The sequence below is a fragment of the Gordonia ajococcus genome, from assembly GCF_012974285.1.
Lineage (GTDB): Bacteria > Actinomycetota > Actinomycetes > Mycobacteriales > Mycobacteriaceae > Gordonia > Gordonia amicalis.
Genome location: NZ_CP052884.1, coordinates 496,974 through 523,729, shown reverse-complemented (window position 1 = coordinate 523,729; position 26,756 = coordinate 496,974). Strand labels below are relative to the sequence as shown.

General features: G+C 66.8%; 25 protein-coding genes and 1 riboswitch. Of the genes, 7 read left to right on the top strand and 18 right to left on the bottom strand.

The annotated features are described in order from the left end of the window. Nucleotides 1-9 precede the first annotated feature (9 nt). The 7 genes from GAA2_RS02355 to GAA2_RS02325 all read right to left on the bottom strand — a co-directional run bounded on the left by GAA2_RS02355 (nucleotide 10) and on the right by GAA2_RS02325 (nucleotide 6,907). Nucleotides 10-261, bottom strand: coding sequence for a DUF2202 domain-containing protein (locus GAA2_RS02355; RefSeq protein ID WP_232513055.1), 252 nt, complete (start codon nucleotides 259-261; stop codon nucleotides 10-12). Between the two features lie 532 nt (nucleotides 262-793). Beyond that, nucleotides 794-1,765 (bottom strand): ABC transporter substrate-binding protein, encoded by a 972-nt coding sequence (locus tag GAA2_RS02350; RefSeq protein ID WP_191834678.1) that lies wholly within the window; start codon nucleotides 1,763-1,765, stop codon nucleotides 794-796. A 43-nt stretch (nucleotides 1,766-1,808) separates the two neighbouring features. After that, the gene (locus tag GAA2_RS02345; RefSeq protein ID WP_096272900.1) at nucleotides 1,809-2,621 is read right to left on the bottom strand and encodes a hypothetical protein; all 813 of its coding nucleotides are present in this window, start codon (nucleotides 2,619-2,621) and stop codon (nucleotides 1,809-1,811) included. 135 nt (nucleotides 2,622-2,756) lie between these two features. Further along, entirely contained in the window at nucleotides 2,757-4,061 is a 1,305-nt protein-coding gene (locus GAA2_RS02340; RefSeq protein ID WP_159404576.1) for a wax ester/triacylglycerol synthase domain-containing protein, read from the bottom strand. A 25-nt stretch (nucleotides 4,062-4,086) separates the two neighbouring features. Beyond that, nucleotides 4,087-5,253 carry an acyl-CoA dehydrogenase family protein gene (locus tag GAA2_RS02335; protein WP_159404577.1) on the bottom strand — a complete coding sequence of 389 codons (1,167 nt, stop codon included), beginning with the start codon at nucleotides 5,251-5,253 and terminating at the stop codon, nucleotides 4,087-4,089. Nucleotides 5,254-5,265: 12 nt separating this feature from the next. Continuing rightward, nucleotides 5,266-5,514: an acyl carrier protein gene (locus GAA2_RS02330; protein ID WP_024500275.1), complete on the bottom strand. Its 249-nt coding sequence runs from the start codon at nucleotides 5,512-5,514 to the stop codon at nucleotides 5,266-5,268. Nucleotides 5,515-5,563: 49 nt separating this feature from the next. Next, the gene (locus GAA2_RS02325) at nucleotides 5,564-6,907 is read right to left on the bottom strand and encodes a salicylate synthase (protein WP_024500276.1); all 1,344 of its coding nucleotides are present in this window, start codon (nucleotides 6,905-6,907) and stop codon (nucleotides 5,564-5,566) included. A gap of 149 nt (nucleotides 6,908-7,056) precedes the next feature. Here GAA2_RS02325 and GAA2_RS02320 point away from each other — a divergent pair, with 149 nt between their 5' ends. Then, nucleotides 7,057-8,715: a (2,3-dihydroxybenzoyl)adenylate synthase gene (locus tag GAA2_RS02320; protein WP_035760984.1), complete on the top strand. Its 1,659-nt coding sequence runs from the start codon at nucleotides 7,057-7,059 to the stop codon at nucleotides 8,713-8,715. 64 nt (nucleotides 8,716-8,779) lie between these two features. Here the strand turns inward: GAA2_RS02320 and GAA2_RS02315 are convergent, their stop codons facing one another. Continuing rightward, on the bottom strand, nucleotides 8,780-9,127 hold the full coding sequence (locus GAA2_RS02315; protein WP_006435014.1) for a GNAT family N-acetyltransferase: 348 nt from the start codon (nucleotides 9,125-9,127) through the stop codon (nucleotides 8,780-8,782). Between the two features lie 183 nt (nucleotides 9,128-9,310). Beyond that, nucleotides 9,311-9,425: riboswitch (TPP riboswitch) on the top strand. On the opposite strand from GAA2_RS02315, the gene thiC reads away from it, so the two are divergent. Continuing rightward, nucleotides 9,416-11,107, top strand: coding sequence for a phosphomethylpyrimidine synthase ThiC (gene thiC, locus GAA2_RS02310; protein ID WP_024500277.1), 1,692 nt, complete (start codon nucleotides 9,416-9,418; stop codon nucleotides 11,105-11,107). (Overlaps the previous riboswitch by 10 nt.) Before the next feature lie 77 nt (nucleotides 11,108-11,184). Further along, a complete protein-coding gene (gene thiD, locus GAA2_RS02305) occupies nucleotides 11,185-11,985 on the top strand; it encodes a bifunctional hydroxymethylpyrimidine kinase/phosphomethylpyrimidine kinase (protein ID WP_051349686.1) in 801 nt (266 codons plus the stop codon). 36 nt (nucleotides 11,986-12,021) lie between these two features. Here thiD and GAA2_RS02300 read toward each other — a convergent pair whose 3' ends face one another. Genes GAA2_RS02300 through GAA2_RS02280 form a run of 5 tightly spaced genes read right to left on the bottom strand, consistent with a single transcriptional unit; the run spans nucleotide 12,022 to nucleotide 18,164 of the window. Then, nucleotides 12,022-13,674, bottom strand: coding sequence for an ABC transporter family substrate-binding protein (locus GAA2_RS02300; protein WP_024500279.1), 1,653 nt, complete (start codon nucleotides 13,672-13,674; stop codon nucleotides 12,022-12,024). Then, on the bottom strand, nucleotides 13,671-15,746 hold the full coding sequence (locus GAA2_RS02295; RefSeq protein ID WP_024500280.1) for an ABC transporter ATP-binding protein: 2,076 nt from the start codon (nucleotides 15,744-15,746) through the stop codon (nucleotides 13,671-13,673). Before GAA2_RS02295 ends, GAA2_RS02300 begins: the two co-directional genes overlap by 4 nt. Continuing rightward, a complete protein-coding gene (locus GAA2_RS02290) occupies nucleotides 15,743-16,741 on the bottom strand; it encodes an ABC transporter permease (protein WP_024500281.1) in 999 nt (332 codons plus the stop codon). Before GAA2_RS02290 ends, GAA2_RS02295 begins: the two co-directional genes overlap by 4 nt. Nucleotide 16,742: 1 nt before the next feature. Further along, entirely contained in the window at nucleotides 16,743-17,726 is a 984-nt protein-coding gene (locus GAA2_RS02285) for an ABC transporter permease (RefSeq protein WP_024500282.1), read from the bottom strand. A 48-nt stretch (nucleotides 17,727-17,774) separates the two neighbouring features. Beyond that, nucleotides 17,775-18,164, bottom strand: a complete 390-nt coding sequence (locus tag GAA2_RS02280; RefSeq protein WP_024500283.1) for an SHOCT domain-containing protein — start codon at nucleotides 18,162-18,164, stop codon at nucleotides 17,775-17,777. A 194-nt stretch (nucleotides 18,165-18,358) separates the two neighbouring features. On the opposite strand from GAA2_RS02280, the gene GAA2_RS02275 reads away from it, so the two are divergent. Beyond that, nucleotides 18,359-19,435, top strand: coding sequence for an LLM class flavin-dependent oxidoreductase (locus GAA2_RS02275; RefSeq protein WP_024500284.1), 1,077 nt, complete (start codon nucleotides 18,359-18,361; stop codon nucleotides 19,433-19,435). 106 nt (nucleotides 19,436-19,541) lie between these two features. On the opposite strand, the gene GAA2_RS02270 is transcribed toward GAA2_RS02275, so the two are convergent. The 3 genes from GAA2_RS02270 to egtB form a co-directional block, all read right to left on the bottom strand. Beyond that, nucleotides 19,542-19,976, bottom strand: coding sequence for a hypothetical protein (locus tag GAA2_RS02270; RefSeq protein ID WP_152528565.1), 435 nt, complete (start codon nucleotides 19,974-19,976; stop codon nucleotides 19,542-19,544). A 214-nt stretch (nucleotides 19,977-20,190) separates the two neighbouring features. Next, nucleotides 20,191-21,201, bottom strand: a complete 1,011-nt coding sequence (gene egtD, locus GAA2_RS02265) for an L-histidine N(alpha)-methyltransferase (protein WP_024500286.1) — start codon at nucleotides 21,199-21,201, stop codon at nucleotides 20,191-20,193. Then, nucleotides 21,198-22,502, bottom strand: a complete 1,305-nt coding sequence (gene egtB / locus GAA2_RS02260) for an ergothioneine biosynthesis protein EgtB (RefSeq protein ID WP_024500287.1) — start codon at nucleotides 22,500-22,502, stop codon at nucleotides 21,198-21,200. The genes egtD and egtB overlap by 4 nt, the downstream gene beginning before the upstream one ends. 179 nt (nucleotides 22,503-22,681) lie before the next feature. Between egtB and GAA2_RS02255 the strand changes: the two genes are divergently transcribed. Next, the gene (locus GAA2_RS02255) at nucleotides 22,682-23,437 is read left to right on the top strand and encodes a Clp protease N-terminal domain-containing protein (RefSeq protein ID WP_024500288.1); all 756 of its coding nucleotides are present in this window, start codon (nucleotides 22,682-22,684) and stop codon (nucleotides 23,435-23,437) included. Between the two features lie 5 nt (nucleotides 23,438-23,442). On the opposite strand, the gene GAA2_RS02250 is transcribed toward GAA2_RS02255, so the two are convergent. After that, nucleotides 23,443-23,937 carry a DUF5709 domain-containing protein gene (locus tag GAA2_RS02250; RefSeq protein ID WP_024500289.1) on the bottom strand — a complete coding sequence of 165 codons (495 nt, stop codon included), beginning with the start codon at nucleotides 23,935-23,937 and terminating at the stop codon, nucleotides 23,443-23,445. A 132-nt stretch (nucleotides 23,938-24,069) separates the two neighbouring features. Between GAA2_RS02250 and GAA2_RS02245 the strand changes: the two genes are divergently transcribed. Next, a complete protein-coding gene (locus GAA2_RS02245; RefSeq protein WP_024500290.1) occupies nucleotides 24,070-24,642 on the top strand; it encodes a hypothetical protein in 573 nt (190 codons plus the stop codon). A gap of 91 nt (nucleotides 24,643-24,733) precedes the next feature. Here GAA2_RS02245 and GAA2_RS02240 read toward each other — a convergent pair whose 3' ends face one another. Then, the gene (locus tag GAA2_RS02240) at nucleotides 24,734-25,165 is read right to left on the bottom strand and encodes a DoxX family protein (protein WP_024500291.1); all 432 of its coding nucleotides are present in this window, start codon (nucleotides 25,163-25,165) and stop codon (nucleotides 24,734-24,736) included. A 219-nt stretch (nucleotides 25,166-25,384) separates the two neighbouring features. Between GAA2_RS02240 and GAA2_RS02235 the strand changes: the two genes are divergently transcribed. Continuing rightward, nucleotides 25,385-26,752, top strand: coding sequence for a M1 family metallopeptidase (locus GAA2_RS02235; RefSeq protein ID WP_024500292.1), 1,368 nt, complete (start codon nucleotides 25,385-25,387; stop codon nucleotides 26,750-26,752). The last annotated feature ends 4 nt before the right edge of the window (nucleotides 26,753-26,756 follow it).

Sequence of the window (26,756 nt, the reverse complement as noted above, 5' to 3'; positions counted from 1 at the left end):
TTCTCCTCTTCAGGTCCGGTGAGTGTAGATCCGGCGGGCCGCAGGACCGGGCAACGGACCGCTCTGGACAGAAAGATCGGTCGAGGCGTTCGACGAGGGTCGATCGACGGCGACTCCGGGCACACTGTATCGCTTCAGTAGTCGCCCGATCGCGTCGTGATGACGCTGCTCGCCGTCGGAAATGTTGCCGAAGATCGGCACACCCCACGCCTGATGGGACCGCCGGTACAAGTCGCGCGCCAGCCGTTCCTCCTCGCGCATCAGGAGCAGGTCCGCCCGCTCGCTATCGGACAGGGGCATCGGTCACCGATCCCGAACTGTCGTCGACGTCCGAACACCCGATCAGCGCCCTGCTTGCCGCCAGACCTCTTCTCTTGTCGTGCCCCTCTGCGGACCGAAAGCCCCTGCACCGGACTTCACGTGCTGGACGGCCTCTCCTCGGGTGGCGGGGTACGGTCGCCGTCCGCCTCGCGGTCACTGCTTTCGATCACCGCCGTGACCTGCCGACCTCCACGGCCCGAGCCGACGTGCGCTTCGGCCCGTATGCGCTCGACCAGGTGGGGACTGTCTGAATAACGGTGGGTCCGGGTTGGCCTGACACGCCGAGCAGCGAGCTTGGCGGGAAGGATCGACCGTGACGGAAACGCTGGAATGAAGTGCCCCAGGTTTAGTTCCTATGTGGGTGCGAGGAGCACCTCAGGGAGCATTCCGATCGCACGCTCGAGCTATGAATGCTGAGCGAGACGACAACGGCCCGCCCCGCACAGCGGGACGGGCCATTTCGCTCGAGGGATCAGCTCGTCGCGGCCCCGAAGCTCGGCTTGAGCAGGTCCAGCACGTACGGAACCGAATTCGGCGACGGCGCGTTGAGACCGGTGATCTGCGACTGCGACATGAAGGTGACCGCGTTGTTCTTCACGGCCTTCAGATTCTTGTAACCCGGTAGCTTGCGGAGGGTTTCGGCCTGCTCCGGCGTCGCGGTGGCGACGACGAGGACGTCGGCGTCGAGCATCGGGATGTTCTCGGTGCTGAGGCCGAAGCGGGGATTGCGGGTGCGCTGGTACTCGGCGACCAGCTTCGGCGCCATCTCCATCTTCAGTTCGCTGAAGAGCTTCGCCGCACCGTCGTTCGGATCACCGAGTACCGACAGCTGGTCGTTTCCGTACATGAAGGCCAGCGCGTAGGTCTTGCCGGCGAGACCGGGGAACTCCTTGCCGACGGCGGCGACCTTCGCGTTGGTGTCGTCGATGATCTCGGTCGCCTTGTCCGGTTGGTGCAAGACGGTGCCCATGACCGTCACCATGTCCTGCCAGGGGTCGATCTCCTGGCCGCTGATGGAGTTGACCGTCGGCGCGAGCTTCGCGATCTGTTCGAATTCCGGGCTGTTCGAGGCGAAGCCGGGTGCGAAGATCAGATCCGGGTCGAGCTTGGCGATGGTCGTGGCGTCATCGCCCTTGGTCGGGTCGATGAACGTCGAGTCGGCGAGCTTCTGGCCGTACCACGGCTGCAGTTCTCCCGTCGCCGACTTGGAGTAGTCGTAGTAGCCGACCGGGGTGACACCGAACGAGAGCGCCACGTCGGTCCACTGGTCGCCCAGGGTCACGATCCGCTTCGGCGTCTCCGGGATGGTCACCGACCGACCGTCGGGCAGGTTCAGTTGCACCGACCCACCGGCCGAGTCGTCCGAACTCGAACAGCCGGCCAGCAGGCCCGCGAACATGAACACACCCGTGATGAGCGCGCCGAAACGAAGTCGTGAGGTCACGTCAGATCTCCAGAACAGTAGGTGTCGACGAACGGTGAGGGTCTCAGAGCGAGCAGGGCAGCAGGACGAAGCTGGCGATGAGGCAGACGCTGCTGTTCGACAGCTTCCACTTGTCACCGCTCCACACCCAGGTCATCGCACGGTTCTGGCTGCCCCGTCCGACGACGCTGATCTGCAGGGGGGCGGTCATCTTGTTGCCGCTGATCTGCACCGGACCGACCATCTGGTAGCTGAGGCCGACATTTCCGTAGGTGGTGATCGCCTGGGCGACCGCGTCGATCTGACGCAGGGCACGCTCGCCGCCCTGGAGTTCGGCGGCGCGAGCGGCACGGTTGCCGCGAGAGTTCATGACGATCTTGACCTTGGTGTTGAGCTGGCCTGGCGTCAGCGCCGTCGGGGCCGCGGCGGCCTGCTGCTGCGGGGGCGCGGCAGAAGTGCCCGGCGCGGGTGCCGGCGCGGGCGCGGCGGCGTCGGGGCCCGCACCGACCGTGCCACCGCTCTCGGGCACGTTCTCCGTCGCAGCGGGTGCGGGTGCTGCCGCCGGGGCGGGCTGCCCGGGCGCGGCGGCCGGCTGCTGGGTGGCGGCCGGACCCACCAGGCCCTGCTGCTGGGGTGCCTGTGCGGAACCCAGGTTCACGACGGTCGGCTGCGCCGCCGACGCCGTGTCGTTGCGTTCGCTGACCACGATGCCGACCACGCCGATGGTGACGACGATCGCCGAGATCACCGCCGCGACACCCGCCGATGCCAGCACCGTCGGAATGCTGACCCCGCCCGAGCGCTTCTCCGAACCGGCTTCCGGCTCGTGGGTGTCACCCACGTATCCCGGGTCCTGGTAGCCGACGTCGTTCTGCATGGTGTTCTCCGTGTTTTCTTCGGTATGGCGTGTTCACTCGTCTGGCGTGGCCGCGCGCTCGATCGGCGTCACCACGTACTGCATCGTTCCCGATTTCCACCGGGATTACTAGGCAAGCCTAAGCTAGCTTCACTGTCACTCGGGCGTTAGGGCCTCGTTCAGCACCTTGTCGAATGTCGTGACGAACTTCTCCGCGTAGTCGGGCAGTGCCTCCGCATCGGTGACGATGCCGAAACTCGTCGTGGTGCCGAGGATGAGGACCGTCACCGAGAAGGAGTAGCCGGCCAGCGGCGACAGCGGGGTGAGGCTCACGATCGACCTGCCCAGCACCGACCGCACCCTCGAGAAGCCGGGGTTGATGCCGATGTGGATGTCCGGGTGCATGTGCGCCATCGAGGCGTTCACGATGGCGCGCTGCAGGCCCCACAGCGGCGCGCGCGGGAGGTCGTCCGCCGCTGCGAGATAGAGTTCGGGCCGCCGTTGCGCGATCGTGGCCAGCTCACCACGAGCCCGTTCGATCTGCTGCGACAGGTCGGTCTCGTTGCCGGGCAGGTTGAGCAGCGCCACGGACACCGCGTTGCCGGTGTGCCGGAACTCCTCGTCGAGGGTCACCGGAAGCGTCACGCGGAGGACCTCCGCCGGCGGCGACGCCGGCGGATCGAGGCTGAGGGCCCGGCCGATGGCCCCGAGGACGAACTCGTGCACGCTGGAACCGTTGGCCTTGGCCGCTTTACGAAGAGCGCGGGTCGACGTGCCGAACAGCGCATGTTCACGACGCCCCGACTTCGTCAGGCTCGGCCAGGCGCGCTTCTTGCCACCACCGGCGGCGTGCTGATCGTTGAACGCCGCCTTGGCCTCGCCCAGCTTCTCCGGGTCGATACCGCTGATGTGGAACCGGGGACTCGTGGCGAACCGCTCGAACTCGGCGAGGTCCTCGCGCTCACCGTCGGCGAGCAATGCCGCGAAGGCCGCACCGGCGATGCCGTCGGAGATGCTGTGATGCACGCGGAGCAACACCCACTGACGCACGCCCTCGGCGCCCGCAGAGGGTGTGAACAGCGTGATGTCCCAGAACGGACGCGGACGCGGCAACGGCGTCTCCAGGAGCTTGGAGACACGACGCTGCAGGTGCTCGCGATCGGTGAAGCCGAGTTCCGAGACGTGTTCGCCCGCATCCCAGTTCTCGTCGGCGAGCACCACCTCGGGCTTGCGCCAGCGGCCGTTCTTGACACCCAGCCGGAAGATCTCGAACAGCCGGCCCCGTTCACGCACCCGGGCACGGACCTCGTCGAGGCCGAGAAGCGTTCCACCCGTCTCGAGTTCGAGGATCATCGACCAGTGCATGGGCCGGCTGTCGGTGTCCATGTGCAGGTAGGTGTGGTCCGGGGGTGCGAGCTCGGTGACGCGAGCGTCGGCCGGGGAAGTGACTGTGCTGTTCATCGATGACCGCCTGGATGAAGGACGCTCAGGGCGCCTGGGTGAGAGAACCGGAGAAGTGCTGCTGGTAACGCTCGGTGTCGGGTTTCATGGCCGCGGCGACCAGTTCCCACAGCACCTCGTCGGTACCGCCACCGACGCGCGCGAGTTTCATGTCGCGCCACCAGCGTCCGATCGGGGTCTCGGTCTCGAGGTAACCGATACCGCCGAAGATGTGCAGGCATTCCGAGGCGACCTCTTCGCCCAGGTTCGCCGCGGTCGCCTTGAGTGCCGCCGCGGTCCGGAGGTTGATCCTGCCCCCGGCGGCGACGCCGTCGAGCGAGTAGCTCAGCACATCCACGCGGGCCTGCAGGTCCGCAAGACGCAGGCGGAGTGCCTGATGGTCGTAGAGCTTCTTGCCGAACTGGGTACGCTCCATCATGCGGGCGAGCGTCACGCCGAGCATCACCTCACAGGCGGCCGCGATCTGCGCGGCGACCGAATAGCGTTCGTGTGCAAGGCCCCAGCTGATGATCGCCAGACCCGTGCCCGGGCGGGCGATCAGCGCCTCCTCGGGGATCCACGTGTCGATGGCGACCGGGGCGGTGTCGAGCGGTCCGGCACCCAGCTTCTGATACGGCGCGCCGACGCGGACCTGGTCGACCGGCACCGCGGCGAGCGCGACGTTGCCTCCGGCGTCGGGGCCGTCCTCGACGCCACGACACACGACGAACATGTAGTCGGCGATCGGCGACAGCGAGACGAACTTCTTGTTCCCCACGACGCGGTATCCGCCGTTCTCGCCGAAGATCCGCGTCTCCGAGTTCTGCAGGTCCGACCCGCCCTGCTCCTCCGAGGCGCCGATGCACAGGACGGCGTCGGTGGTCATCGCCCGGTACGCGAGATCTTTCAGGAAGTCGTTGCGGCCGAAGCGTCGGAGGATGGCGATCGCCGAATCGTGCAGGCTGACACCGACGCCGATCGCGGCCGAGCCCAGCGATCCGAGACGACGGCCCAAGGCGAAGTGGTCATGGAGGTCGGTGAGCTTGCGATCCTCCCACTTCCGGGTGAAAACCCCTGCCTCGCCGAGATGTTCGAGCAACGGACGGGGAAATCGATGATCCCTCTCGGCCTGCGCCGTCCACGCGGTGACCTTCTCGTCGAACGCGTCGTCGAGCAACTCTTCGAACGTCTGCACTCCGGTGTCCACACTCATCCCCCACACCCCCTAGGCCGGTGTTCCGGCCTTCGAGCGGACCAGGTCTTCGAGATCTCCGACCGTCGTGGATTCGACGAGTTCACGTTCGGTGAGCTTCACGCCGAGACGCTCCTCGATCGCCACGACACCGATGGCGAATGCCACCGAGTCGAGCCCCAGGTCGTCGATCAGCCTCGACTCGCGGGTGACGTCGCCGAGCGCGAGGTCGAGGTCCTCGGCGAGGATTCCTTGTAGCGCTTCGGTGATGTTGTCGGACATGTGATCACTCCTGAGGTGACGATGGTGTTGGGTCGGATGTAACGGGTGGTCAGCGTGGGATGACATAGGGCGCGACGCTGCCCAATTTCTCACAGGTCTCCTCGAACTCGCGCTCAGGTGTCGACTGCGCGACGATGCCGGCACCGGCGCGCAGCCACGCTTTGCCCCCGGTCGCGAAGACGGTACGCAGTGCGAGGGTCGCCTCGAGCTCCCCCGACGACGACGCGACGAGTATCGCACCGGAATACGGGCCGCGACGCCGGGACTCGAGCCGGTCGATGGCCTCGACGGCCGGGGTCTTCGGAACCCCCGAAGCGGTGATCGATGGGAAAACGACTTCGAGTGCGCGCCAAGATGTTTCGCCGTCAGCGAGAGTGCCCTTCACGGTGGAGGCCAGGTGCTGGACGCTGCCCCGCTCACGCACCTCCATGAACTCGCTCACCGCAGTCGTGCTCGCGGCCGAGATCGACGCGATCTCGTCGAAGCAGGCACGAACCGACATCGCGTGCTCGGCGACCTCTTTGGCGTCACCCAGAAGCTCGGCGCGGGCGGCGGCATCACGCTCGGTCGAGATTCCGAAAGCCCTTGTACCCGCGAGAGGTTCGGTCACCACCGTCCGGTCGCCGTGCACCGCGACCACGAGCTCGGGACTGAATCCGGCGGCCGCGAGATCACCGAGCGACAGCAGATACGAACGCGCCGGGGTGTTGTCCGCGCGACCCCGCGCGTAGGTGGCGGGGATGTCGACCGGGAACGGGATGTCGACGACGCGGGAGAGGATGACCTTCTGATAGCGTCCGGCGGCGATCTCGGCGACGGCGGTGGCGACGCGACTGCGGTAGTCCTCCGAGTCGACTCGCACATCGACCGGGCGCGACTCGCCGGGAGCGCTTGCCGTGAGGGCGATCTCGAGGAGACGACGTGCTCGATCGGGATCGGCGGTGCCGGTGTCCACGCCATCCGCGTCGACGAAGGCCTCGAACTCGGGAACGATCAGATGCGCGAGGACCGTGTCGTCGGGAACACGGTCGAGGATGCCGTGGTACGGCGCGCAGAAGTCGAAACCGACCCAGCCGTAGAGACGCCAGTCGGCGATCGACAGGGATTCCGTCGCCGCGGCGAGAGCATCTGCCGGGTCGCCGTGCCACGCAGTGGTCGTCCGGCGCCCCCGGTCGTCGACGATGACCTCGCTGCGCGTGACGATCACACGCGCACGGACGCCCGCGGCGAAAGTCCAGCGACGGTTGCGCTCGTAGACGACGTGGTCGCCGAACTCGCCCGAACCCGCCCAGGCCGCCGAGATCTCGGCGGCAGCGGAGTCGCTGACCGGCGTCGCCGGACCGGGCCCCGCAGCGTCGAGCGTCGGGGTTCGCGAATCGGTCGTCAGCGACATGTCCTTGTCCTCCGGTCGTGGGCGGCAGCGCCAGTGATCTTAGAGATATTAGGACAGCCTAAGCAAACAACTCTACGATCGATGGCGTGGCTCACATCAGCGACCGATCGGTAAGGTTACCCTATCCTGCCTGTGTTTGAATGGGTCCCATGCAGACGCATCTGGACCGAGTGACCGACCTGCTCGACGGTTTCACCCCGTACGCCGACGTCCAGGCCGAGCGCTACCGGGACGCCGGACTGTTCCGCGGCCTCCCGCTGTTCGCGAGCTTCGACGCCAGTGCCGATCGCATCCCCGAGGCGCCGGCCGTCACCGATGCGTCGACCGACGGACCGCGGACGCTCAGCTACTCCGACCTGCGTGCCGCCTCGCTGCGTCGTGCGGCAGGTTTCGTCGAGGCCGGACTCCGGCCCGGACAACGCGTCGTCCTGCAGCAGAACAACTCCCTCGACTTCGTCGTGAACCTGTTCGGTCTGCTCCGCGCGGGCATCGCCCCGGTGATGACCCTGCCCGCCCACCGGATCACCGAGATCGCCCACCTCGCGGCCGGCGCCGGGGCCGTCGCCTACATCGGCGAGGACGGACGGCGCGGCTTCGACTTCCGGGATCTCGCCACCGAGCTGCAATCCCGCGTCCCGGACGTCGAGCACGTGTTCATCTCCGGCGATCCCGGTCCGTTCCGGGCCGCACCGGATACGGACCCCGCCGCGGTCGACCTCCCGTCCCCGCCGGATCCCGGTCTCCCGGCGCTGTTCCTGGTCTCGGGCGGCACCACCGGTCTGCCCAAACTGATCGCGCGCACCCACGACGACTACGACCTCAATGCGCGACTGTCGAGCGACGTCGCGAACCTGACGGCCGACGACACGTACCTGGTCGCGCTGCCCGCGGCCCACAACTTCCCGCTGTGCTGCCCGGGCATCCTCGGCGTCCTCGGCGTCGGCGGCCACGTCGTCTTCACCGACAACCCCAGCCCCGACCACACCTTCGACCTCATCGAACGCCACCGCGTCACGGTGACCGCGCTGGTCCCCGCCCTCGCGCAGCTGTGGTGCGCGGCGACCGAGTGGGAACCCGCGGACATCAGCTCCCTGCGACTCCTCCAGGTCGGCGGCGCCAAGCTGGCCCACCCCGACGCCGTCGCGCTCGACGAGGCGCTCGGCGACGTGGTCCAGCAGGTGTTCGGCATGGCCGAGGGGCTCATCTGCTACACCCGGCCGGACGAACCGCGCGATCTCGTCCACGAGGTGCAGGGTTCACCGATGTCCGAGTTCGACGAGGTGCGCGTCGTCGACGACCAGGGCGCCGACGTTCCCGACGGCGAAGAGGGCGAACTGCTGGTGCGCGGCCCGTACACGATCCGCGGGTACTACCGGGCGGACGCCCACAACGAGAAGTCCTTCACCCCCGACGGCTTCTACCGATCGGGGGACAAGGTGACCCGCCTGCCCTCCGGACACCTGTCGGTGACCGGCCGCATCAAGGACACCGTCGTCCGGGCCGGCGAGAACGTCGCTGCCGACGACGTCGAGGAGAACCTGCTCGCACACCCGTCGGTGCGACAGGTCGCGGTGGTCGGGCTGCCCGACGATGCGCTAGGTGAGAAGATCTGCGCCGCGGTCGTGCTCTCCCACGACCATCCGCCGGCCCAGCCGCTCGAACTGGCCGCGCTCCGCACGTTCCTCGCCGACCGCGGCCTCGCGTCGTTCAAGCTCCCCGACGTGGTCCGCATCGTGCGGTCCCTGCCCGTCACCGCCGTCGGCAAGATCGACAAGAAGGTCCTGCGTACGACGCTGCTGGCGGGATGAGCCGGTTGAGCCGCCCTTCCCGCTGGTTGAGCCGCCCTTCCCGCTGGTTGAGCCTGTCGAAACCTCACACGGGCGCGAGCTCCACGATTCCCGGGTGATGGTCGAGGTAGTCCTTGGTGAACGAACACACCGGCCGGATCCGCGCGTTGTGTTCACGGGCGAAATGGATGACCGTCCGGGTGAGACGCGTCGCAAGCCCGTGGCCGGTGTACTCGTCGTAGAGCACGGTGTGCAGAACGGTGATGGTCGTCTGGCCGTCGACGGTCTCCATCGAATAGCCGAGTACGCCGACGAGATCGCCCGCAACCCAGAGTTCGAACCGTTCGCGGTCGGGATTGTGCACCACCTGAGCGATCTGCTGCAGGATGGACCTCGCCGATTGCGGCGGTCGATGCCGGTTCTTGCGTAGCACCTACACCTCCTCATGTCGTCACCGTCTGCGGGTCACCGGCATCACGCCACTTCTTGACGTTCGGCCCCCTGTGACTAGGGTCACACCCTACCTTACGGATCCGTAACTGCTGAGAAAGGGTCTCGATCTGCCTGGCATCGGGTGGCTGCTCCGCGGACGTTGTATGGTGGCGAGCGCAACACAACTACACACCGCGGGGGCTCTCACGATGACCGAGGGCTGAGATGGCGACGGGCGGTCGCCGACCGCTCGAACCTGTCCGGGTAATGCCGGCGTAGGGAGACCATCATGGGCACACGTGTATCCACCACACCCACCACTGCAACCTTCGAAGACGGCGGACTGACCACGGGACCGATCGAGGGCAGTTCCAAGCACTACCTCGCCGTCGATCATCTCCGCGTACCGCAGCGTCGGATCCACCTCACCAACGGCGAACACCTCGACGTCTACGACACCTCGGGTCCGTACACGGACACCGAAACCGAGATCGATGTGGAGCGCGGACTGCCGAAGACCCGCGACTCGTGGCACCGCCCGGAACCGATCGACGGCGCGAGCACCCAGCTCGCGTGGGCACGAGCGGGGATCATCACCGACGAGATGCGGTTCATCGCCGCGCGTGAGGGCGTCGACGCCGAACTCGTCCGCTCCGAGGTGGCCATCGGTCGCGCGGTGATCCCGGCCAACCATCGTCACCCCGAATCGGAGCCGATGATCATCGGCAAGCGGTTCGCGGTGAAAATCAATGCGAACATCGGGAATTCGGCGGTGCGCAGCTCGATCGCCGACGAGGTCGAGAAGATGGTGTGGGCCACGCGTTGGGGCGCCGACACGATCATGGACCTCTCGACCGGCGCCGACATCCACACCACGCGCGAGTGGATCCTGCGCAACTCCCCCGTACCGGTCGGCACCGTGCCCATCTATCAGGCACTCGAGAAGGTGAACGGCGATCCGGTCGCCTTGACGTGGGAGATCTACCGCGACACCGTGATCGAGCAGGCAGAGCAGGGAGTCGACTACATGACGGTGCACGCCGGGGTCCTGCTCCGCTACGTGCCGCTGACCGCCCGGCGGGTCACCGGAATCGTCTCCCGAGGCGGTTCGATCATGGCCGCCTGGTGTCTGGCTCACCACGAGGAGTCGTTCCTGTACACGCACTTCGACGAACTGTGCGAGATCTTCCGCCGCTACGACATCACCTTCTCCCTCGGCGACGGACTACGGCCGGGGTCGATCGCGGACGCCAACGACGAAGCCCAGTTCGCCGAACTGCGCACCCTCGGCGAACTCACCACCATCGCCAAATCCCATGGCGTGCAGGTGATGATCGAGGGACCCGGACACATCCCGATGCACAAGATCGCCGAGAACGTGCGCCTGGAGGAAGAACTCTGCGAAGAGGCACCCTTCTACACACTGGGTCCCCTGGCCACCGACATCGCACCCGCCTACGACCACATCACCTCCGCGATCGGTGCGGCGATGATCGCCCAGGCGGGAACGGCGATGCTCTGTTACGTGACGCCCAAGGAGCATCTCGGGCTGCCCGACCGCGACGACGTGAAGGTCGGCGTCATCACGTACAAGATCGCGGCCCACTCCGCAGACCTCGCGAAGGGGCATCCCCGGGCACAGGAACGTGATGACGCATTGAGCAAGGCGCGCTTCGAGTTCCGCTGGATCGACCAGTTCAACCTCGCCCTCGACCCGGACACCGCCCGCGAGTACCACGACGAGACCCTGCCGGCCGAACCCGCGAAGACAGCTCACTTCTGCTCGATGTGTGGTCCCAAGTTCTGCTCGATGCGGATCTCCGCCGACGTGCGCGCCTACGCGGAGGAGAACAACCTGGTGACCGCCGAGGACATCGACCGCAAGATCGCCGAGGGCATGGCCGCGAAGTCGGCCGAGTTCGCCGAGGGCGGCAACCGCGTGTACCTGCCCCTCGAGGCCAGTCGAGGCGGTTCCGCGTGACCGGCCAGCCACCGCAAGGCCACGGGGACCTCGAATTGCTGCCCGTCGCGGCACCGGGTGAGACGCCGGTCCGCGTGATGACCATCGCCGGATCGGATTCCGGTGGCGGCGCCGGCATCCAGGCCGACATGCGCACCTTCGCGCTGCTCGGCCTGCACGGTTGCGTCGCGGTGACCGCGGTGACCGTGCAGAATTCACTGGGCGTCAGCGGCTTTCAGGAGATCGCACCGGAGACCGTGTCCGCCCAGATCCGCACGGTCGCCGACGACATCGGGATCGGCGCCGCCAAGACCGGCATGCTGGCGTCGGCGCCGATCATCGACGCGGTCGTCGCCCAGTGCACAGACAGCGGTATCGGTCGCGACACGTCGACACCGCTCGTCGTCGACCCGGTATGTGCTTCGATGCACGGGAACCAGCTACTCGCGGATTCCGCCCTGGACACTCTGCGCGACAAGCTGTTCCCTCTCGCGACGGTGGTGACCCCGAACCTCGACGAGGTCCGGCTCATCACCGGGGTCGACGTCGTCGACACCGATTCCCAGCGTGATGCGGCAAAAGCATTGTTCGATCTCGGGCCCGCCTGGGCCCTGGTCAAGGGTGGACACCTGCGCTCCAGCGACCACTCCCCCGACCTGCTCTACGACGGTGCGGAGTTCATCGAGCTCAACCACGAGCGCATCGACACGACCCACGACCACGGGGCCGGCGACACCCTCGCCGCCGCGATCACCTGCGCTCTGGCACACGGGTACTCGGTGCCCGACGCCGTCGCGTTCGCGAAGGAGTGGGTCACCCGCGGACTCGCCGCAGCTTATCCGCTCGGCGCCGGCCACGGCCCGGTGAACCCGCTGTGGCGGGTGGGCCCCAACCGCTGAAGCGTCGCCCGCCACCGTCGAGGTCGATGGGCGACCCTACTTCTCCCAGCCGATGTCCTCGATCGGACCGACGTAGAACTGTCCCGCACCGTAATTGGCGAGATCTTCTTTCACCGCGACCATCGCCGGACCGTTGAAGAGCGGGAGGTTCGAGTACTGGGCGAATGCCTCGCGCTCGACCTTGTTCCCGGCCGCGATCTGGGCCATCGGGTCGCCGATCCGTGTCATCGCCCTGATCTGTGCATCGAGTTGGGGAGTGCCGGCCCCGGCGGGGTTGAACTGCGAGTCGCTGCACCACACCTGGCAGAAGTAGGCCATGCCGAACGGATCGCTCGAGGAGAAGCCCATCATGAACAGGTCGAACTCCTTGTTCACCACGACGGCGGAGAAGTCCGACGAGGGACGTTGTTGCACCACGAGATCGACGCCGACCTTGCCCAGGATCGCCTGGAGCGCCCGTGACAGGTTGGCGCCGGTTGCGTCGTCGCCGACGTTGGGCAACACCAGCGACAGCCGTTTGCCGTTCTTCTCGCGGATGCCGTCCCCGCCCTCACGCCACCCGGCTTCCTCCAGCAGCGCCGCCGCCTTGCCCGGGTCGTAGGACACCACCCCCGCGAGGTTGTCCTCATACCCCGGCTGGAAGGGGTACAACGACAGCGAACCGGGGAGTTCCTCGGTGTAGTTCAAACCGGTGAACCGGATGCGCGCCAGGGTCTGCCGGTCGATCGCGGCGAACACCGCCTCTCGGACGACGCGGTCGGACAGTATCGGCGCATCGAGATTCAGTACGAGCAGCGCCTGCTGCGGCGACGCAGCGGTCCGGATGTCGATGCCGTTCATCGTGAGCACCCGTGCACGCGCGTCCTTGGCCGCCACCCCGGTCGCGTCGATCTCGCCGTTCTGGAAAGCATTGAGCGCCGCCTGCGACTCCATCTGCCGGAAGATCCGCCGGTCGAGTTTTCCGGGCCTCCCCCACCACTTCGGATTGCGTTCGAAGACGACGGTCCCGTTGTCGGCGTCATACGAGGAGACCGTGTACGGTCCTGCACCCCATTCCGGATGCGGTTGCCGTACATAGCCTTCGTTGTACACCTCGGGCGAGGTGGCCTTCGGATGGAGCACGACGTTGAACAAGCCGTCGGGCCAGGCGTAGACGCCGTCGAAGCGCACGATGACCTCGCGGTCGTCGACACCGCGGGTGACCGAGGCGATCTGGCTGTACCCGTCGGTGGAACTGACGATGTAGCGGTCGTCGACACCCCGACTGGTGCGCCACGTCTCGACGAAGGCGCGGTAATCGATCGGCGTGCCGTCGTTGAAGAACGCCTTCGGGTTGATCGTGTAGGTGACCACCGTGTTCCGGCCGACGGTCTCGGTACGGACTCCGGTGAGGTAGTCGGGGTTCGGCGAGTACCGTCCGTCGGGCGAGAAGTAGGCCAGTACCGGGTTGTACCAGCGCCACAGACTCAACGTGTAGGCGCTGGCATCTGCGTGGAAGGTGTTCCACTGGGGCGACACCTCGGTGATGGCCGTCGTGAGGCTGCCGCCGTCCTCGAGGTTCTCCCGGGGTTGCGGATTGAGCGAGGCACCCTCGGTCTTCACCGCACCGCTGTCGACCGCTGCGCCGCAACCGGTCACGCAGGCGATGGTCAGGAGCACCGCGGTGATGAACCGCGACCAGCGCCTCACTGCTCCACCTCCAGGAAGTGGCATGCCGCTCGGTGGTCGCCGCGAACAACACCATCGTGGTCCGCCGGCCGTAGCCGGGGAACGACGGTGCGGCACCGCTCGCGACGTTCGTCGTCGAGCTGCGCGTGCAACGGACAACGACTCGTGAAGCTGCACCCGACGATCTCGTCTGTCGCGCTCGGTTGTTCGCCGGTCAGGACGATCCGCCGCCGTTCGCGTTCGACGCGCGGGTCGGGAATCGGCACCGCCGACAGCAGCGCTCGGGTGTAGGGATGGGCGGGTTCGGCGAAGACCGCCTCGGTGGGTCCGGCCTCCACGATCGCCCCCAGGTACATCACCGCGGTGCGGTCGGCGAGATGTCGCACCACGGAGAGATCGTGTGCGACAACCAGATAGGCGACATCACCGTCGGCCTGCAGTCGCCGGATCAGATTGACGACGTCCGCCTGCACCGAGACGTCGAGTGCCGACAGCGGTTCGTCGAGGATGATCAAGTCGGGGTCGGTGGCCAGTGCCCGCGCGATGGCGATCCGTTGTCTCTGACCGCCGGAGAAGGCGGCGGGGAAACGGTCGGCGTGAACAGGGTCGAGCCCGACCCGTCGCATCAGGCGCGTCACCTTCTCCTCCGCCTCCGCCTTCGGGATTCCCAGTGCCCGAAGCGGTTCGGCGATGAGGTCGAAGGCGGTGAACCTCGGGTCGAGCGCGTCCGACGGATCCTGGAAGACGATCGACGCCCGCTGCCGCAGCGCGCGCGCCTCCCGCGCGCGGACCGCCGCCGGATCCACCCCGCCGATCCGCACGACACCCTTCGGCTGCGCGAAGTCCATGATCTCCAGCAGGGTCGTCGACTTGCCACTACCCGATTCCCCGACGAGTGCCATCGACTCGCCGCGTCGGATGTCGAAGCTGATGCCGTTGACCGCCCGCACCGATCCCACTCGCCGCTTGAGGAAACCGCTGGTCAGCGGGAAGACCTTCGTCATGTCCACCACGTCGAGGACGGTCGGCCGCTCGACCCGCTCGATTGCGGCCACCGATGTCACCGGCACGTCGGGCAGCGGGAACACCGGCTCACCGTCGATCCGGCCGTCGGCATCGATCTCCCGCGCGCGGACGCAGGCCACCCGGTGGTCGCCGCTCAGCTCCGCCAGGGCCGGCTCGGTCCGACCGCAGTCGTCGAGCGCGACGGGACACCGTGGCATGAACTGACATCGGTCCTGTACGTCGATGAGGACCGGTGGCGACCCCGGGATCGGGATCAACGCGTCGGTCCGCCGGTCCACGCGCGGCACGGCCCCCAGCAACCCGATGGTGTACGGCATGCGCGGCCCGCCGAAGAGCGTGTCGACGTCGGCGGTCTCCACCGACCGGCCGGCATACATGACCACGACGTCGTCGGCATGGCCCGCGACGACGCCGAGATCGTGCGTGATCAACAGCATCGCGGCACCGGTCTCCCGGCGCGCGGTGGCGAGCAGGTCGAGGATCTGGGCCTGGATGGTCACGTCCAGGGCGGTGGTCGGTTCGTCGGCGATGATCACCGACGGGTCGTTGGCGATCGCCATCGCGATCATCACACGCTGACGCATCCCGCCGGACAACTCGTGCGGAAAAGCCTTCGCGCGGCGTCCCGGATCAGCGATGCCGACCAGGTCGAGCAGCTCGACCGACCGCGCCCAGGCCGCCTTGGCGGTGACCGACTGGTGCGCCCGCAGCGCCTCGGAGATCTGCGCACCCACCGTGAACACCGGGGTCAGCGACGACAACGGGTCCTGGAAGACCATCGCGATCTCCGAACCCCGGACCGCCGACATCTGCTTGTCCGACAACCCGATCAGCTCCCGGTCCCGTAGGACGACCGATCCGCTGACGTGCGCGGAGTCCGGCAGCAGTCCCAGAACCGCCAGTGCCGACACCGATTTCCCCGATCCCGATTCGCCGACGATGGCCGTGGTTCGGCCGGGTCGCAGGTCGAGGTCGAGACCGCGGACGGCGTCGACGATCCCGGCCTCGCTGCCGAAATCCACTCTCAGGTCACGGACCGTCAGCACCGCGTCGGACCGGCTCGTCATCGGCGGGTACCTCCACTCGACGTCGGGTCGAAGGCGTCGCGCAGACCGTCGGCGATGAGCGCCATCGACACCGTCAGGAGCGCCAGCACGGCGGCGGGGAACCAGAACAGCCACGGTGACGCGGCGAGGGTCCCGGCACCCGCCTGCAGGAGCGAGCCCAGGGTGACGTCGGGGATCTTGACCCCGAATCCGAGGAACGACAGACCCGTCTCGGCGAGCACGGCCGCCACCACGCCGAGTGCGAAGTTGATCACCAGCAACGACGCGATGTTGGGCAGGATGTGCCGCAGGATGATCGCCGGCGGGGACACCCCCAGATACTTTGCCGCGGTGACGTAGTCGCGCTCCCGGATGGTCACCGCCAGCGAGTGGATCACGCGCGCGAGCATCATCCAGCCGAATGCGATGAGCACGACGATCAGCCACCGCCAGTCGCCACCGGTGCTGTTCGAGACCAGGGCGAGGATGAGGAACGTGGGCACCACGAGCAGCAGGTAGACGACACCCAGGATGACGCGCTGTACCCAACCGCCGAAATAGGCCGCGATCCCGCCGAGGAACGCGGCGATCGCGGTCGTCCCGATCGACACGGTCAGCGCGATCGTCAGCGAGCGCTGGAGTCCGTGCACCACTTGCGCATACAGGTCGTTGCCGGCGTCGTTGGTGCCGAACCAGTGGGCGCCCTCTGCTCCTTGCGTCGACGGCGGGAAGCCGATGGCCAGGAAATCGGTGTCGGTGTAGGTGTAGGCGGTGAACAGCCCGCCGAACACAGCGAAGAAGACGAGCAGGACGAACATGACCAGGCCCAGCACCGCGGAACGGTTGCGCGCGTATCGTTTGGCGAAGATCACGACCCGGCCGGCACGACGCCTCGCCAGCGGCGCCGACGCGGTGTCCGACTCGTCGAGGAGACCGCCGGTCTCGCCCATGATCGGGGCGGTGGCATCGAGGTGCCCGGACTGCGGTCCGCGCGGTTCGGGTGGCATCATCGCCATCTCAGCTCACCCGCACTCTCGGATCGAGATAGACGACGGCGAGGTCGGCGAGGATCGCACCGACCGCGGTCGCCAGCGCACCGAATGCGGCGACCGCGACGACACCGTGGATGTCGTTGGTGTTGATCGAGGTGACGAAGTACCGGCCCATCCCCTCCCAGCCGAAGATGGTCTCGGTGAGGACCGCGCCGGTGAACACCGCCGGGATCGCGAAGGCGATACCGACGGCCACCGGGATGATGGCCGTGCGCAACGCATGTCGTCGAACCGCCACGCCGCGGGTGAGTCCCTTGGCACGTGCGGTTCGTACGTAGTCGGCGTTGATGGTGTCGAGCACCATCGACCGCTGCAGGAGATGCAGTCCCGCATACTGGATCACGACCAGGGTGATGGTCGGCAGGATGAGGTGTTGAATGCGATCCAGCAGCACCGGGATGAACCCCTCGACACCCACGCTGGACGCCCCGGAGACGAATACCACGCTGTGGCCGAGGGATTGGTTGAGTGAGATGGCGGCCAGCACGATCCCCAGGCCGACAACGGGAACCGGCAGGTTGATCATCGCGATCGAGATGAACTGCCAGGCACGGTCGGCGAGCTTGTACTGCCGGAGGGCGGTGTAGACGCCCAGGGCTATGCCGAGAAGGGTGGAGATGATGGTGGCGGCGGCCAGGAGCTGCACCGAGGAGACCAGGCGGAAGCCGATCTCGGCGTTGACGCTCTCGCCCACGGGAGTCGACCCCCAATCCCAGTGCAACACCACGCCCGTCAGCCAGTTCCACCAACGTTCGACCAGCGGGGTCTTGTCGTTGAGGTTGTGGGAGGACAGCGTGGCGTCGACGACGCTCTCCGGCAACGGAGGTCGCCGGATCGCGTAGTTGGATCGGGGGTCGAGAAACCAAGTGGCCAGGAAGTAGGTCAGATTGGTTGCGATGAAGACGAGGACAGCCCAGGCCGCGATGCGTTTACAGAGGTATCCGATCACCGCGGCTCCAGGTCGTCGTCAGGCCATTTTCACCGACCGCATGGTGACTCAGGCAGCTCCGCCGAGTGCCTTCGACTTGAGGTGTTCGAACTCCTGCGGGGTGATGGCACCGGAGTCCAGGAGAGCCTTCGCCTCGGTGATCTGCTGGGTCGGAGAGGTTCCCGCAACCGACTTGATGTACTCGTCGGAGGCCTGCTTGGCCTCCGTGTAGGCCTCGCGCTGACGCTCGGCCATGCCCTTGCCCTTCGCGAGCAGGTACACGATGGCCGTAATGTACGGGAAGATGATCAGGAAGACCACCCAGGCGGCCTTCTGCCAGCCCGATGCCTTCTTGTCACGGAACAGATCGGTGATGATGTGCCACAGGACGATCAGGTACGCGACGAACGCGAAGATGACGACTGTGTACCAGATGAAATCCCAGAATGAGTCCCACATTGAAGGTCTCCCGTTTCTAGAAGAAAAGGACCATGCCGAATGGTCCCCTGACGAATAGAAGCATGTCACAGCCATACCCTCGGCATCGCGCTGTCAGGCCAAAGTGGCCGTGAGAAGTAGTAGCACGTCCCCCAGGCATGCACCATTTGCCACTTATACGAAGTTGTGCCACGAACCGACAAAAGAGAGACGAGATGGAATCACACACGGCCACGCATGAACTCGAGTTGGGCTTGGACACCTTCGGCGACATCACCGCCGAGCCCGATGGCACTCCGCGATCGGACGCACAGACCCTGCGGGACGTACTCGAGCAGGCGATCCTGGCCGACGAGGTCGGCGTCGACTTCCTCGGTGTCGGTGAGCATCACCGCTCCGACTACTCCGTATCCGCACCCGAGGTGGTGCTCGGCGCCATCGCCGCCCGCACCAGCCGCATCCGCCTCGGCTCGGCCGTGACCGTGCTGAGCTCGGACGATCCCATCCGCGTGTTCCAGCGGTTCTCGACCGTCGACGCGCTTTCCTCGGGCCGTGCCGAGGTGATCCTCGGCCGCGGTTCGTTCACCGAGTCGTTCCCGCTCTTCGATTACGACCTCTCCGACTACGAGGAACTGTTCACCGACAAGCTCGCGCTCTTCGCCGAACTGCGCACCGGCAAGCCGGTCACCTGGTCCGGCTCGACGCGGGGCCCCTTGCGTGCTCAGCCGGTGTACCCGCAGCTCGAGAGCCCGCCGCTGCCCACCTGGATCGCGGTGGGCGGCAGCCCCGAATCCGTGGTACGCGCAGCGTCGTACGGGCTTCCGCTGATGCTCGCCATCATCGGCGGTGACCCGGTGCGCTTCCGCCCCTACGTCGACCTCTACCACCGTGCGCTCGCCGAGATGGAGCAGGACGTACTTCCGGTCGGCGTGCACTGCCCGGGCCATGTCGCCGACACCGACGCACAGGCACGCGACGAGTTGTGGCCGCACTACCGCGGGTACGTGGCGCGGATCGGACGCGAACGGGGATGGCCGCCGCCCACCCGGATCGACTTCGAGCGGTCGACGGGCCCCGACGGTGCGCTGTTCGTCGGGTCGCCGGAGACCGTCGCACGCAAGATCGCCTCGACGTCGAAGGCGCTCGGGCTGAGTCGTTTCGACATGAAGTACTCCCACGGCACCCTGGGCCATGCCGAGCAGATGCGCAGCATCGAACTCTATGGCACCCGAGTGATCCCTCGGGTGCGCCAACTGCTCGGCGACAACGCGGCAGATGCGGACTCGGTATGAACCGGTCGGGCCCTCTCTCATCGCCGCGTGCAGGCGCGCTGGGAATCGCCTGCCGAATCAGCGATCGCGGAGCACGACTCCTACGCTCCGGCAAACGCGTGTCGCGTCAGTAGGGCACGTGCAAGCAGACGCCGTCGCTCAGGTTGTCGATGACAGTTCCTCGGCCGGCGACACGGAGCAGTTCGGTGTGCTTGACGGACCCATCCTGCCTCGCGCGGATCTGAAAGACCCCCACTCGCTGTGGTGTCCACATGGCAGTGGCCCAGGTATCGCCCTGCTCTGCTGTCTGGAGTGCTCGCCATGGTCCCTTGTTGCCCACATCGCGGACCTCGAAGTAGACCTTGATGCGATAAGGCGGCCAGTAGAAGGCCTCGGCTTCGTACTCACATCCGACGCGATAGAGTTCCCCCGAGCCGGCTGGATCGATATCCACCCGACTGATCGTGGCGTTTGCCGGTGCAGCAACCTGAAGGCCGACTGCGGCGATGATCGCGGAAAAACATAGAACAATCCGTACCCGAAGATCAGCTCGCCCTGCCATGACATTTCCCCTTCGACACTCGCGGACTCTGACGAAACAGCCTCCCCGACAGGCACAACCGCCCTGTGTCCCGTTCGCTGTTTCAGGACGGGAAATGCCTACAGTTCTTCTACTGTAATCTTCTCGGTGGATTTCTTCAGCGAGTTCAGAAATGGCACTTTCCCGGGTACGGCATGTTCCACCACCCACTCCGCATACGCGGCGTCGGCTTTCCTCAGCGACGACCCAGCGTGAGCTGGAAATCGCCGGCCGGATCCGTCCACGCCGACGCGACGTCGAATCCGGCCTCCTCGAGTTCGACACGCAGCGCCTGCGGTTCGAATTTGGTGCTGATCTCGGTGTGGATCTCGGTGCCGGCGGCCAGCTTCCACGAACGTCCGAGGACGCCGAAGTAGGCGTCGATGTCCCGCCGGGCACGCAACCACATCTCGATGCGATGTTCGCCCGGGTTCCAGCGCGCGATGTGTTCGAAGTCGTCCGCATACAGTCCGCGGGCATCCAGTCCCGTCCGCAGGACCTCGATGAGGTTGCGGTTGAAATCGGCTGTGACGCCCGCCTTGTCGTCATAGGCGGCCACGAGTCGGCCGGTGTCCTTGACGAGGTCGGTACCGAGCAGGAAGAAGTCGCCGGGCGAGAGCGCCTTCGCCAGACCCTGATAGAACTCGCGCCGCGCCTCGGGATCGAAGTTCCCGATGGTGCCACCGAGGAACACCGCGAGGCGGGCGCCGTCGGCGTCGGGGAGATGGAGGTCGGGTTCGGTGAAGTCCGCGACCAACGGGACGACCTCGACGCCCGGATAGTCGGCGGCCAGCACATCGGCTGTGGTCGTGAGCATCTCGGAGCTGACATCCACGGGAATGTAGGTGAACTGCTCGGAGTCGGGGGTGGCGGCACTGAACGCGTCGAGCAGCAACCTGGTCTTGGTGGAGGTGCCCGAACCCAATTCGACCATCACCTCGGCATCCGTGGCCGCCACGATGTCGGCCGAATGCTCACGCAGGATCGCGGTCTCGCGACGCGTCGGATAGTACTCGGGAAGCCGGGTGATCTCATCGAAGAGTCGGCTTCCGCGCTCATCGTAGAGCCACTTGGTCGGCAGCGTCGGCGGGTCCTGCCACAGACCCGAAAGCGCGTCCGCGGCAAGTCCTGTCGTCGCCTCGTCGACTTCGGTACGCGTGTCGTCGCGCTCGGATGTCCTGGGCTGCGCCTCGCGCTCGGGAGTCATCGAGCGAGCCGCAGTCCCGAGAACACCCACCGCGACGCAGCGGGAAAGAAATTGCGGTAGGTGATCCGCTCATGCCCCGGCGGCGTCACCGCGCTCGCGCCACGCAGGACGTGCTGGTCGGACATGAACTTTCCGTTGTACTCACCGACGGCCCCGTTCGCCGGGACGAATCCCGGGTAGGGCAGATACGCGCTCGCCGTCCACTCCCACACGTCACCGACCATCGCGGAGCCTGCCCGGCCGGGGTGACATCGGCCGGGATCGAGAAGCCCGCCCCGCGCGTCGCCGAGTGTTCCGGCCGCGACCTCCCATTCGAATTCGGTGGGCAGTCGGGCGCCGGCCCAGCGGGCGTAGGCGTCGGCTTCGTAGAAGGACACGTGGGTCACCGGCTCGTCGGGCACGACGGGGCGGCGTCCGGACAGGGTGAAGGTGGTCCACCGGCCGTCCTCTTCACGCCAGTAACTCGGTGCCTGCCAACCGGTTTCGTGGATCTTCGCCCACCCGTCGGAGAGCCAGTACTCGTGACGCCGATATCCGTCGTCGGCCATGAACTCCAGCCAGTCGGCGTTGGTCACCAGCCGATCGGACACCGCGAAGTCCTCGAGGTGGACCCGGTGGCGGGGGCCCTCGTTGTCGTAGGAGAATCCACTTCCGACAGCGCCGATCTCGTGCACCCCACCGGAGAACTCCCGCCAGCCGAGCGGCGCGGACCGCCCGGGCACGTCGGGATCCCGGTCGACGTAGACCGGTCCGAACGCATGCGTCGAGAACAGGTGCTTGATGTCCATCAGCAGCAACTCCTGGTGCTGCTGTTCGTGGTTGCAGCCGAGCTCGAGCAATTCGAGCGCCGCGTCGTCGAATCGCCCGGCCTCGAGAGCCTCGACCATCGCCGCGTCGACGTGCTCGCGATAACGCGTCACGTCGCGTACGCCCGGTCGCGTGACGAGACCGCGATCGGGGCGCGGATGTCGTTCTCCCACCGTTTCGTAGTAGCTGTTGAACAGGTACCGGAAGGTCTCGTCGTACACGACGTAGTCCGGGTTCCGACGGAGGATGAACTCCTCGAAGAACCAGGTGACGTGCGCCCGATGCCATTTCGCGGGACTCGCCTCGGTCATCGACTGCGGCGTCTGGTCCTCGGGTGAGAGTCGTTCGGCGAGAGCATCGGTCAGCGACCGCACCTCGAGAAACCGTCGGACGGTGTCGGGACCGTCCGCCGTGGCGATACCCGGAGGCCGGGCAACCGGAGACTCGGGATCTGATCTCGGGTCCGGGCGGACGGTGGGTTCGGTGATGCTCACTGGAAAACCTCCCGTGGCAAAGGCGGTGGAGTGCGGCGGCGTCTTCGGCGGATCTCCGCATCCATCGTCACGACGGTTTGCATCCGTGTCAACGATGGCCGGCCTTGCCCCCGATTCGCCGAATGATCGATCGTCAACCAAGGGTTGACGAAGTTCGGCCGTCAACCTACGGTTGACGCATGACGAAGAACGCTGTTCCCATTCGGCTGGACGACCTCATCGCAGCGATCCGCAAGGTGCACGACGACCCCCTCGACCAGCTGTCCGACGCGGTACTGGCCGCGGCTCATCTCGACGAGGTCGCCGACAGTCTGATCGGCCATTTCGTCGACCAGGCGCGCCGCTCGGGCGCTTCGTGGACTGCGATCGGGGCCAGCATGGGCGTCAGCAAGCAGGCCGCCCAGAAGCGGTTCGTCGACCGGGTGTCGGCCGCCGGCGGCACCGACGGCGGCCTGGCCGGCGAGTCGAACCCGTTCTCGCGGTTCACGCCCCGCGCGGCGAACGTCCTGATGGCGGCCAACGGTGCGGCGGCCGCCGATCGAGCCGAGTACGTGACCCCCGCCCACGTGGCAGCTGCCATGACCGCCGAGCCGCAGGCCCTCGTCTTCGTCGTGCTGCGGGAGTTCGGCGTCGACCCCGATGCGTTCGCCGATGCCGTGGCACAACTCGTCCCGGCGCCGCGGGACGTCCCGTATGCCGAGGCATCGTCCGTCGTGCCCTACGGCGCCGCCGCCAAGGCGGTCCTGGAGGCGACCGTCGGCATCGCCGTCGACCTCGGTCACAACTACGTCGGCACCGAACACCTGTTGCTCGGGCTGTTCGCCGACGATCCGGTGGCCGGTGCGCTCACCGGTCTCGGACTCGACGACAGCGCGATCCGCGACAAGATCGTCGCCACACTCGCGCAGTTCGGGGAAGCTCCGCCGGCCGAGTAGCCGAACTACTCCTGATCCGAGATGTAGTGCACCGCGGCCTCCTCGGCCGAGGCCGCGGCGCCGTCGATACCCGCATCCGCAGCCACTGCTTCGGCCTCCGTGTCGATCCCCGATCCCTCGTCCGGAGCGATCAGCCGGCCGGCCCGCCGGTCACCGACCTCGTCACCTTCGTCGAACTCGTCGCTGCGATCGGAATCGTGCGCACGCCAATCGGTTCGGGCGTGCTCGTCGGCAGTGATCTCGTCGAGCGGATCGACCGCACCGACGTCGGGCTCCTCCTCGGCCAGCCGCTCGTCGAGGGTCTCCCCCTCCGCCTGCTCGCGGACCGTGAGTCCGTGGATCGCCGCCTTGGGCGGGTAGTCGGGTGGCGAGTAGCCCTCGTCGAGGACGTCGTCGACGCCGCGGTCGACCAGGGTGTCCTCCGGCTGGAGCTGGTCGTCCTGGTCGAGGCTGAACTCGCCGTCGGAGCCTTCCGGGGTGCTGCCGATATCGTCCTTCACCCTTGCCACGATGCCAGCCGAACGGGGCGTGTGCCAGAGTTCCGCGGACTTGTCCGGTACACGTGACCTCGGGTGGTCCCAGTTCGGGCAAAGCGCCGGTGACCGTCCGTGGGATCGGCGAGAATGTCGAAGATGATCGAGGAATTGCAGGCCGAGGCCGAAGCCCTCCTCGCCGCGGGCGAATACGAGCACGCGCTGGCCGCGTTCTCCGTGCTCCGCGAGGTCAGAGCACGACGCGAAGGACCGTACTCGACGAAGTACCTGTCCAATCTGCACGACTGCGTCCGATGCATGTCCCAGCTGCAGTTGTGGATGGACGCCAACTACCTCTGCAGCGAGTTGCACGGCAAGTACGTGCGGACCCACGGTCGCGGGGAGGCCGACACCGTCGACGTCGCCAAACACTGGGCCTGGGCACTCGTGAACCTCCACGATTATCCGCCGGCCATCCGCCTCTACCTCATGACCGCCGATGCCCTCTGGGACGTCGATCCCGGTCAGGCACAGCGCCTTCTCGGTGCCGCGGTGATCCACCGGCACGACACCGACCCCCTGGCGATCCTCACCCCCGGCGTCATCGACGGGGTGGGGCTCCACCACGCCGACGAGGAACGGACCGTGATCTCGCGTCTGGTGGCCGAACTGGCCGACACGGACACGGCGTCACGGAGCTCGGCCACCATCGACGGCTTCGCGATCGCCTGACGGATCGCAGAATCTCGCCACTCCCGCCCAGCCGTGCTGTTCGGGCCGGCGCAGCTGCACGGAAGTGGCGATCCTGTCTATCGTCGACGTCTCAGACCACCTCGGTCCGTCGGCGGCGTCGCCGCAGGAGGTAGCTGTCCGCGGCTGCGCGTCCGGCCGAGGTGAATCCCACCGCCAGCAGTCCGGCGATCAAGGCCAGCGGCCATTCGTAACCACCGTCGGTGTTCCAGAATCCCGCATCCCAATGAACGAAGACGATCCCGCCGATCATCTCCGCGATCAGCAACGTGGCGACGATGGGCAGCAGGAGGCCCAGGATCAACAGGATGCCGCCGACCAGTTCCACCCAGGTCGCGTAGTACGCGGCCAGATCCGGATAGGGCACGTCCATGCCGGCCGGACCAAAGGCCACCTTGGTGGCGTCCATCCCCTGTGTCACCAGCTTCTGCCAGCCGTGGGCGATGAAGATGATGCCGAGTATCAGTCGCGCGAGAAACTGCGCGACACTGCCGAATCCGGTCATAATGCTGCTCCTCGCATCGTCGGACGGGCCTGGTTCCCCGCCGCCAGGTACTCTCACAGTGTCCGCGACGACGAGACCTCGTCGCGGGTGATACGCCGAAATCGAGTCATCAACCGTAACCGCACCGTGACCAAAGGAACCGCATCGTCGGCGCCCGATGACGCGGCCGGCAGCAGGCGGGCGAACATGCCATACGGCAGAACGGAGTAGGAGTCGAGAGTGCCGGGAAAGTCTGGCCCTGGGTCACGGGGGCACGCCGGGGAGCCCTTCCTGGGTGCACCGTCCGACGTCCTCGATCCCTACCTGCCGGACAACGGAAATCTCGGCTTCCGGATCTCGCGCTACGACCTCGAACTCGAGTACAAGGTGTCGAGCAACCGTCTCGAGGGCACCGCGGTCCTGACCGCGACGTCACATCGGGAACTCAGTCGCTTCACACTCGATCTCGCCAGCTCGATGTCGGTACAGCGGGTCTCGGTGAACGACAAGCGCGCCCGGTACAGCCATCGACGCCACAAGCTGACCATCACCCCCGACACCCCGGTGCCACCCGGCGGGGCGATGACGATCACCGTCCGCTATCACGGCAACCCCCGGCCGATCCGTGGCCCCTGGGGTGAGGTCGGCTGGGAAGAACTGACCGACGGCTCACTCTGCGCCAACCAACCCAACGGCGCGGCGTCGTGGTTCCCGTGCGACGACCATCCGAGTGCCAAAGCGCCGTACCGGATCTCGATCACCACCGACAGCCCGTACCACGCACTCGCCAACGGCGTACTGGAGTCCAAGCGGGTCCGCGCTGCGCAGACCACCTGGGTCTATCAGCAGGTGGAGCCGATGCCGACCTACCTCGCGTCCATCCAGATCGGCCAGTACAAGCAGATTTCGTTGACCAGCAAGCCTTTTCCCGTGATCGGCCTCATCCCGTCCCGCCTCGAGGAGAACTTCGGGATCGATTTCGGCCCGCAGACGGAGATGATCTCGGTGTTCGTCGAGATGTTCGGACCGTATCCGTTCCCGCAGTACACCGTCGTCGTCACCGACGACGAGCTCGAAATCCCCATCGAGGCACAGACCTTCTCGACGTTCGGCGCGAACCACTGCGACGGCAGCCGGGACGCCGACCGTCTCATCGCCCACGAGCTCGCCCACCAGTGGTTCGGCAATTCGGTGACCGCGGCACGCTGGCGCGACATCTGGCTGCACGAGGGATTCGCCTGCTACGCCGAATGGCTGTGGAGCCAGCGGTCGGGCGGTCGCAGTGCCGACGAATGGGCACGCCACTACTACGAGAAGCTCGATGCGAACCCGGTGCGGGTGCCGCTGGCCGACCCGACCCCGCGCAAGATGTTCGACGACTGGGTCTACAAACGCGGTGCCCTCACCCTGCACGCCTTGCGGCTGAGAATCGGCGACGGCGACTTCTTCGCGCTTCTGCAGCGCTGGACCGAGAAGTACCGCTACGGGTCGGTGACGACCGAAGACTTCATGGCGCTCGCCGCCAACCACTCGTCGATGCCGCTCAAGGACCTGTGGGACGCCTGGCTGTTCACCCCGGAACTGCCGCCGTTCCCCAGTCCGTCCTGAGGAT

Excerpts from the sequence above, each read along its gene's own strand:
- egtD (WP_024500286.1), bottom strand. The coding sequence starts at position 21,201 with ATGACTCCCGAGCGCGAGGCGCAGCCCAGGACATCCGAGCGCGACGAC.
- GAA2_RS02275 (WP_024500284.1), top strand. The coding sequence starts at position 18,359 with ATGGAATCACACACGGCCACGCATGAACTCGAGTTGGGCTTGGACACC.
- GAA2_RS02325 (WP_024500276.1), bottom strand. The coding sequence starts at position 6,907 with ATGTCGCTGACGACCGATTCGCGAACCCCGACGCTCGACGCTGCGGGG.
- GAA2_RS02280 (WP_024500283.1), bottom strand. The coding sequence starts at position 18,164 with ATGTGGGACTCATTCTGGGATTTCATCTGGTACACAGTCGTCATCTTC.
- thiD (WP_051349686.1), top strand. The coding sequence starts at position 11,185 with ATGACCATCGCCGGATCGGATTCCGGTGGCGGCGCCGGCATCCAGGCC.
- GAA2_RS02255 (WP_024500288.1), top strand. The coding sequence starts at position 22,682 with ATGACGAAGAACGCTGTTCCCATTCGGCTGGACGACCTCATCGCAGCG.
- GAA2_RS02240 (WP_024500291.1), bottom strand. The coding sequence starts at position 25,165 with ATGACCGGATTCGGCAGTGTCGCGCAGTTTCTCGCGCGACTGATACTC.
- GAA2_RS02330 (WP_024500275.1), bottom strand. The coding sequence starts at position 5,514 with ATGTCCGACAACATCACCGAAGCGCTACAAGGAATCCTCGCCGAGGAC.
- GAA2_RS02270 (WP_152528565.1), bottom strand. The coding sequence starts at position 19,976 with ATGGCAGGGCGAGCTGATCTTCGGGTACGGATTGTTCTATGTTTTTCC.
- GAA2_RS02320 (WP_035760984.1), top strand. The coding sequence starts at position 7,057 with ATGCAGACGCATCTGGACCGAGTGACCGACCTGCTCGACGGTTTCACC.
- GAA2_RS02335 (WP_159404577.1), bottom strand. The coding sequence starts at position 5,253 with ATGAGTGTGGACACCGGAGTGCAGACGTTCGAAGAGTTGCTCGACGAC.
- thiC (WP_024500277.1), top strand. The coding sequence starts at position 9,416 with ATGGGCACACGTGTATCCACCACACCCACCACTGCAACCTTCGAAGAC.
- GAA2_RS02295 (WP_024500280.1), bottom strand. The coding sequence starts at position 15,746 with ATGACGAGCCGGTCCGACGCGGTGCTGACGGTCCGTGACCTGAGAGTG.
- GAA2_RS02340 (WP_159404576.1), bottom strand. The coding sequence starts at position 4,061 with ATGAACAGCACAGTCACTTCCCCGGCCGACGCTCGCGTCACCGAGCTC.
- GAA2_RS02355 (WP_232513055.1), bottom strand. The coding sequence starts at position 261 with ATGCGCGAGGAGGAACGGCTGGCGCGCGACTTGTACCGGCGGTCCCAT.
- GAA2_RS02345 (WP_096272900.1), bottom strand. The coding sequence starts at position 2,621 with ATGCAGAACGACGTCGGCTACCAGGACCCGGGATACGTGGGTGACACC.
- GAA2_RS02290 (WP_024500281.1), bottom strand. The coding sequence starts at position 16,741 with ATGGCGATGATGCCACCCGAACCGCGCGGACCGCAGTCCGGGCACCTC.
- GAA2_RS02245 (WP_024500290.1), top strand. The coding sequence starts at position 24,070 with ATGATCGAGGAATTGCAGGCCGAGGCCGAAGCCCTCCTCGCCGCGGGC.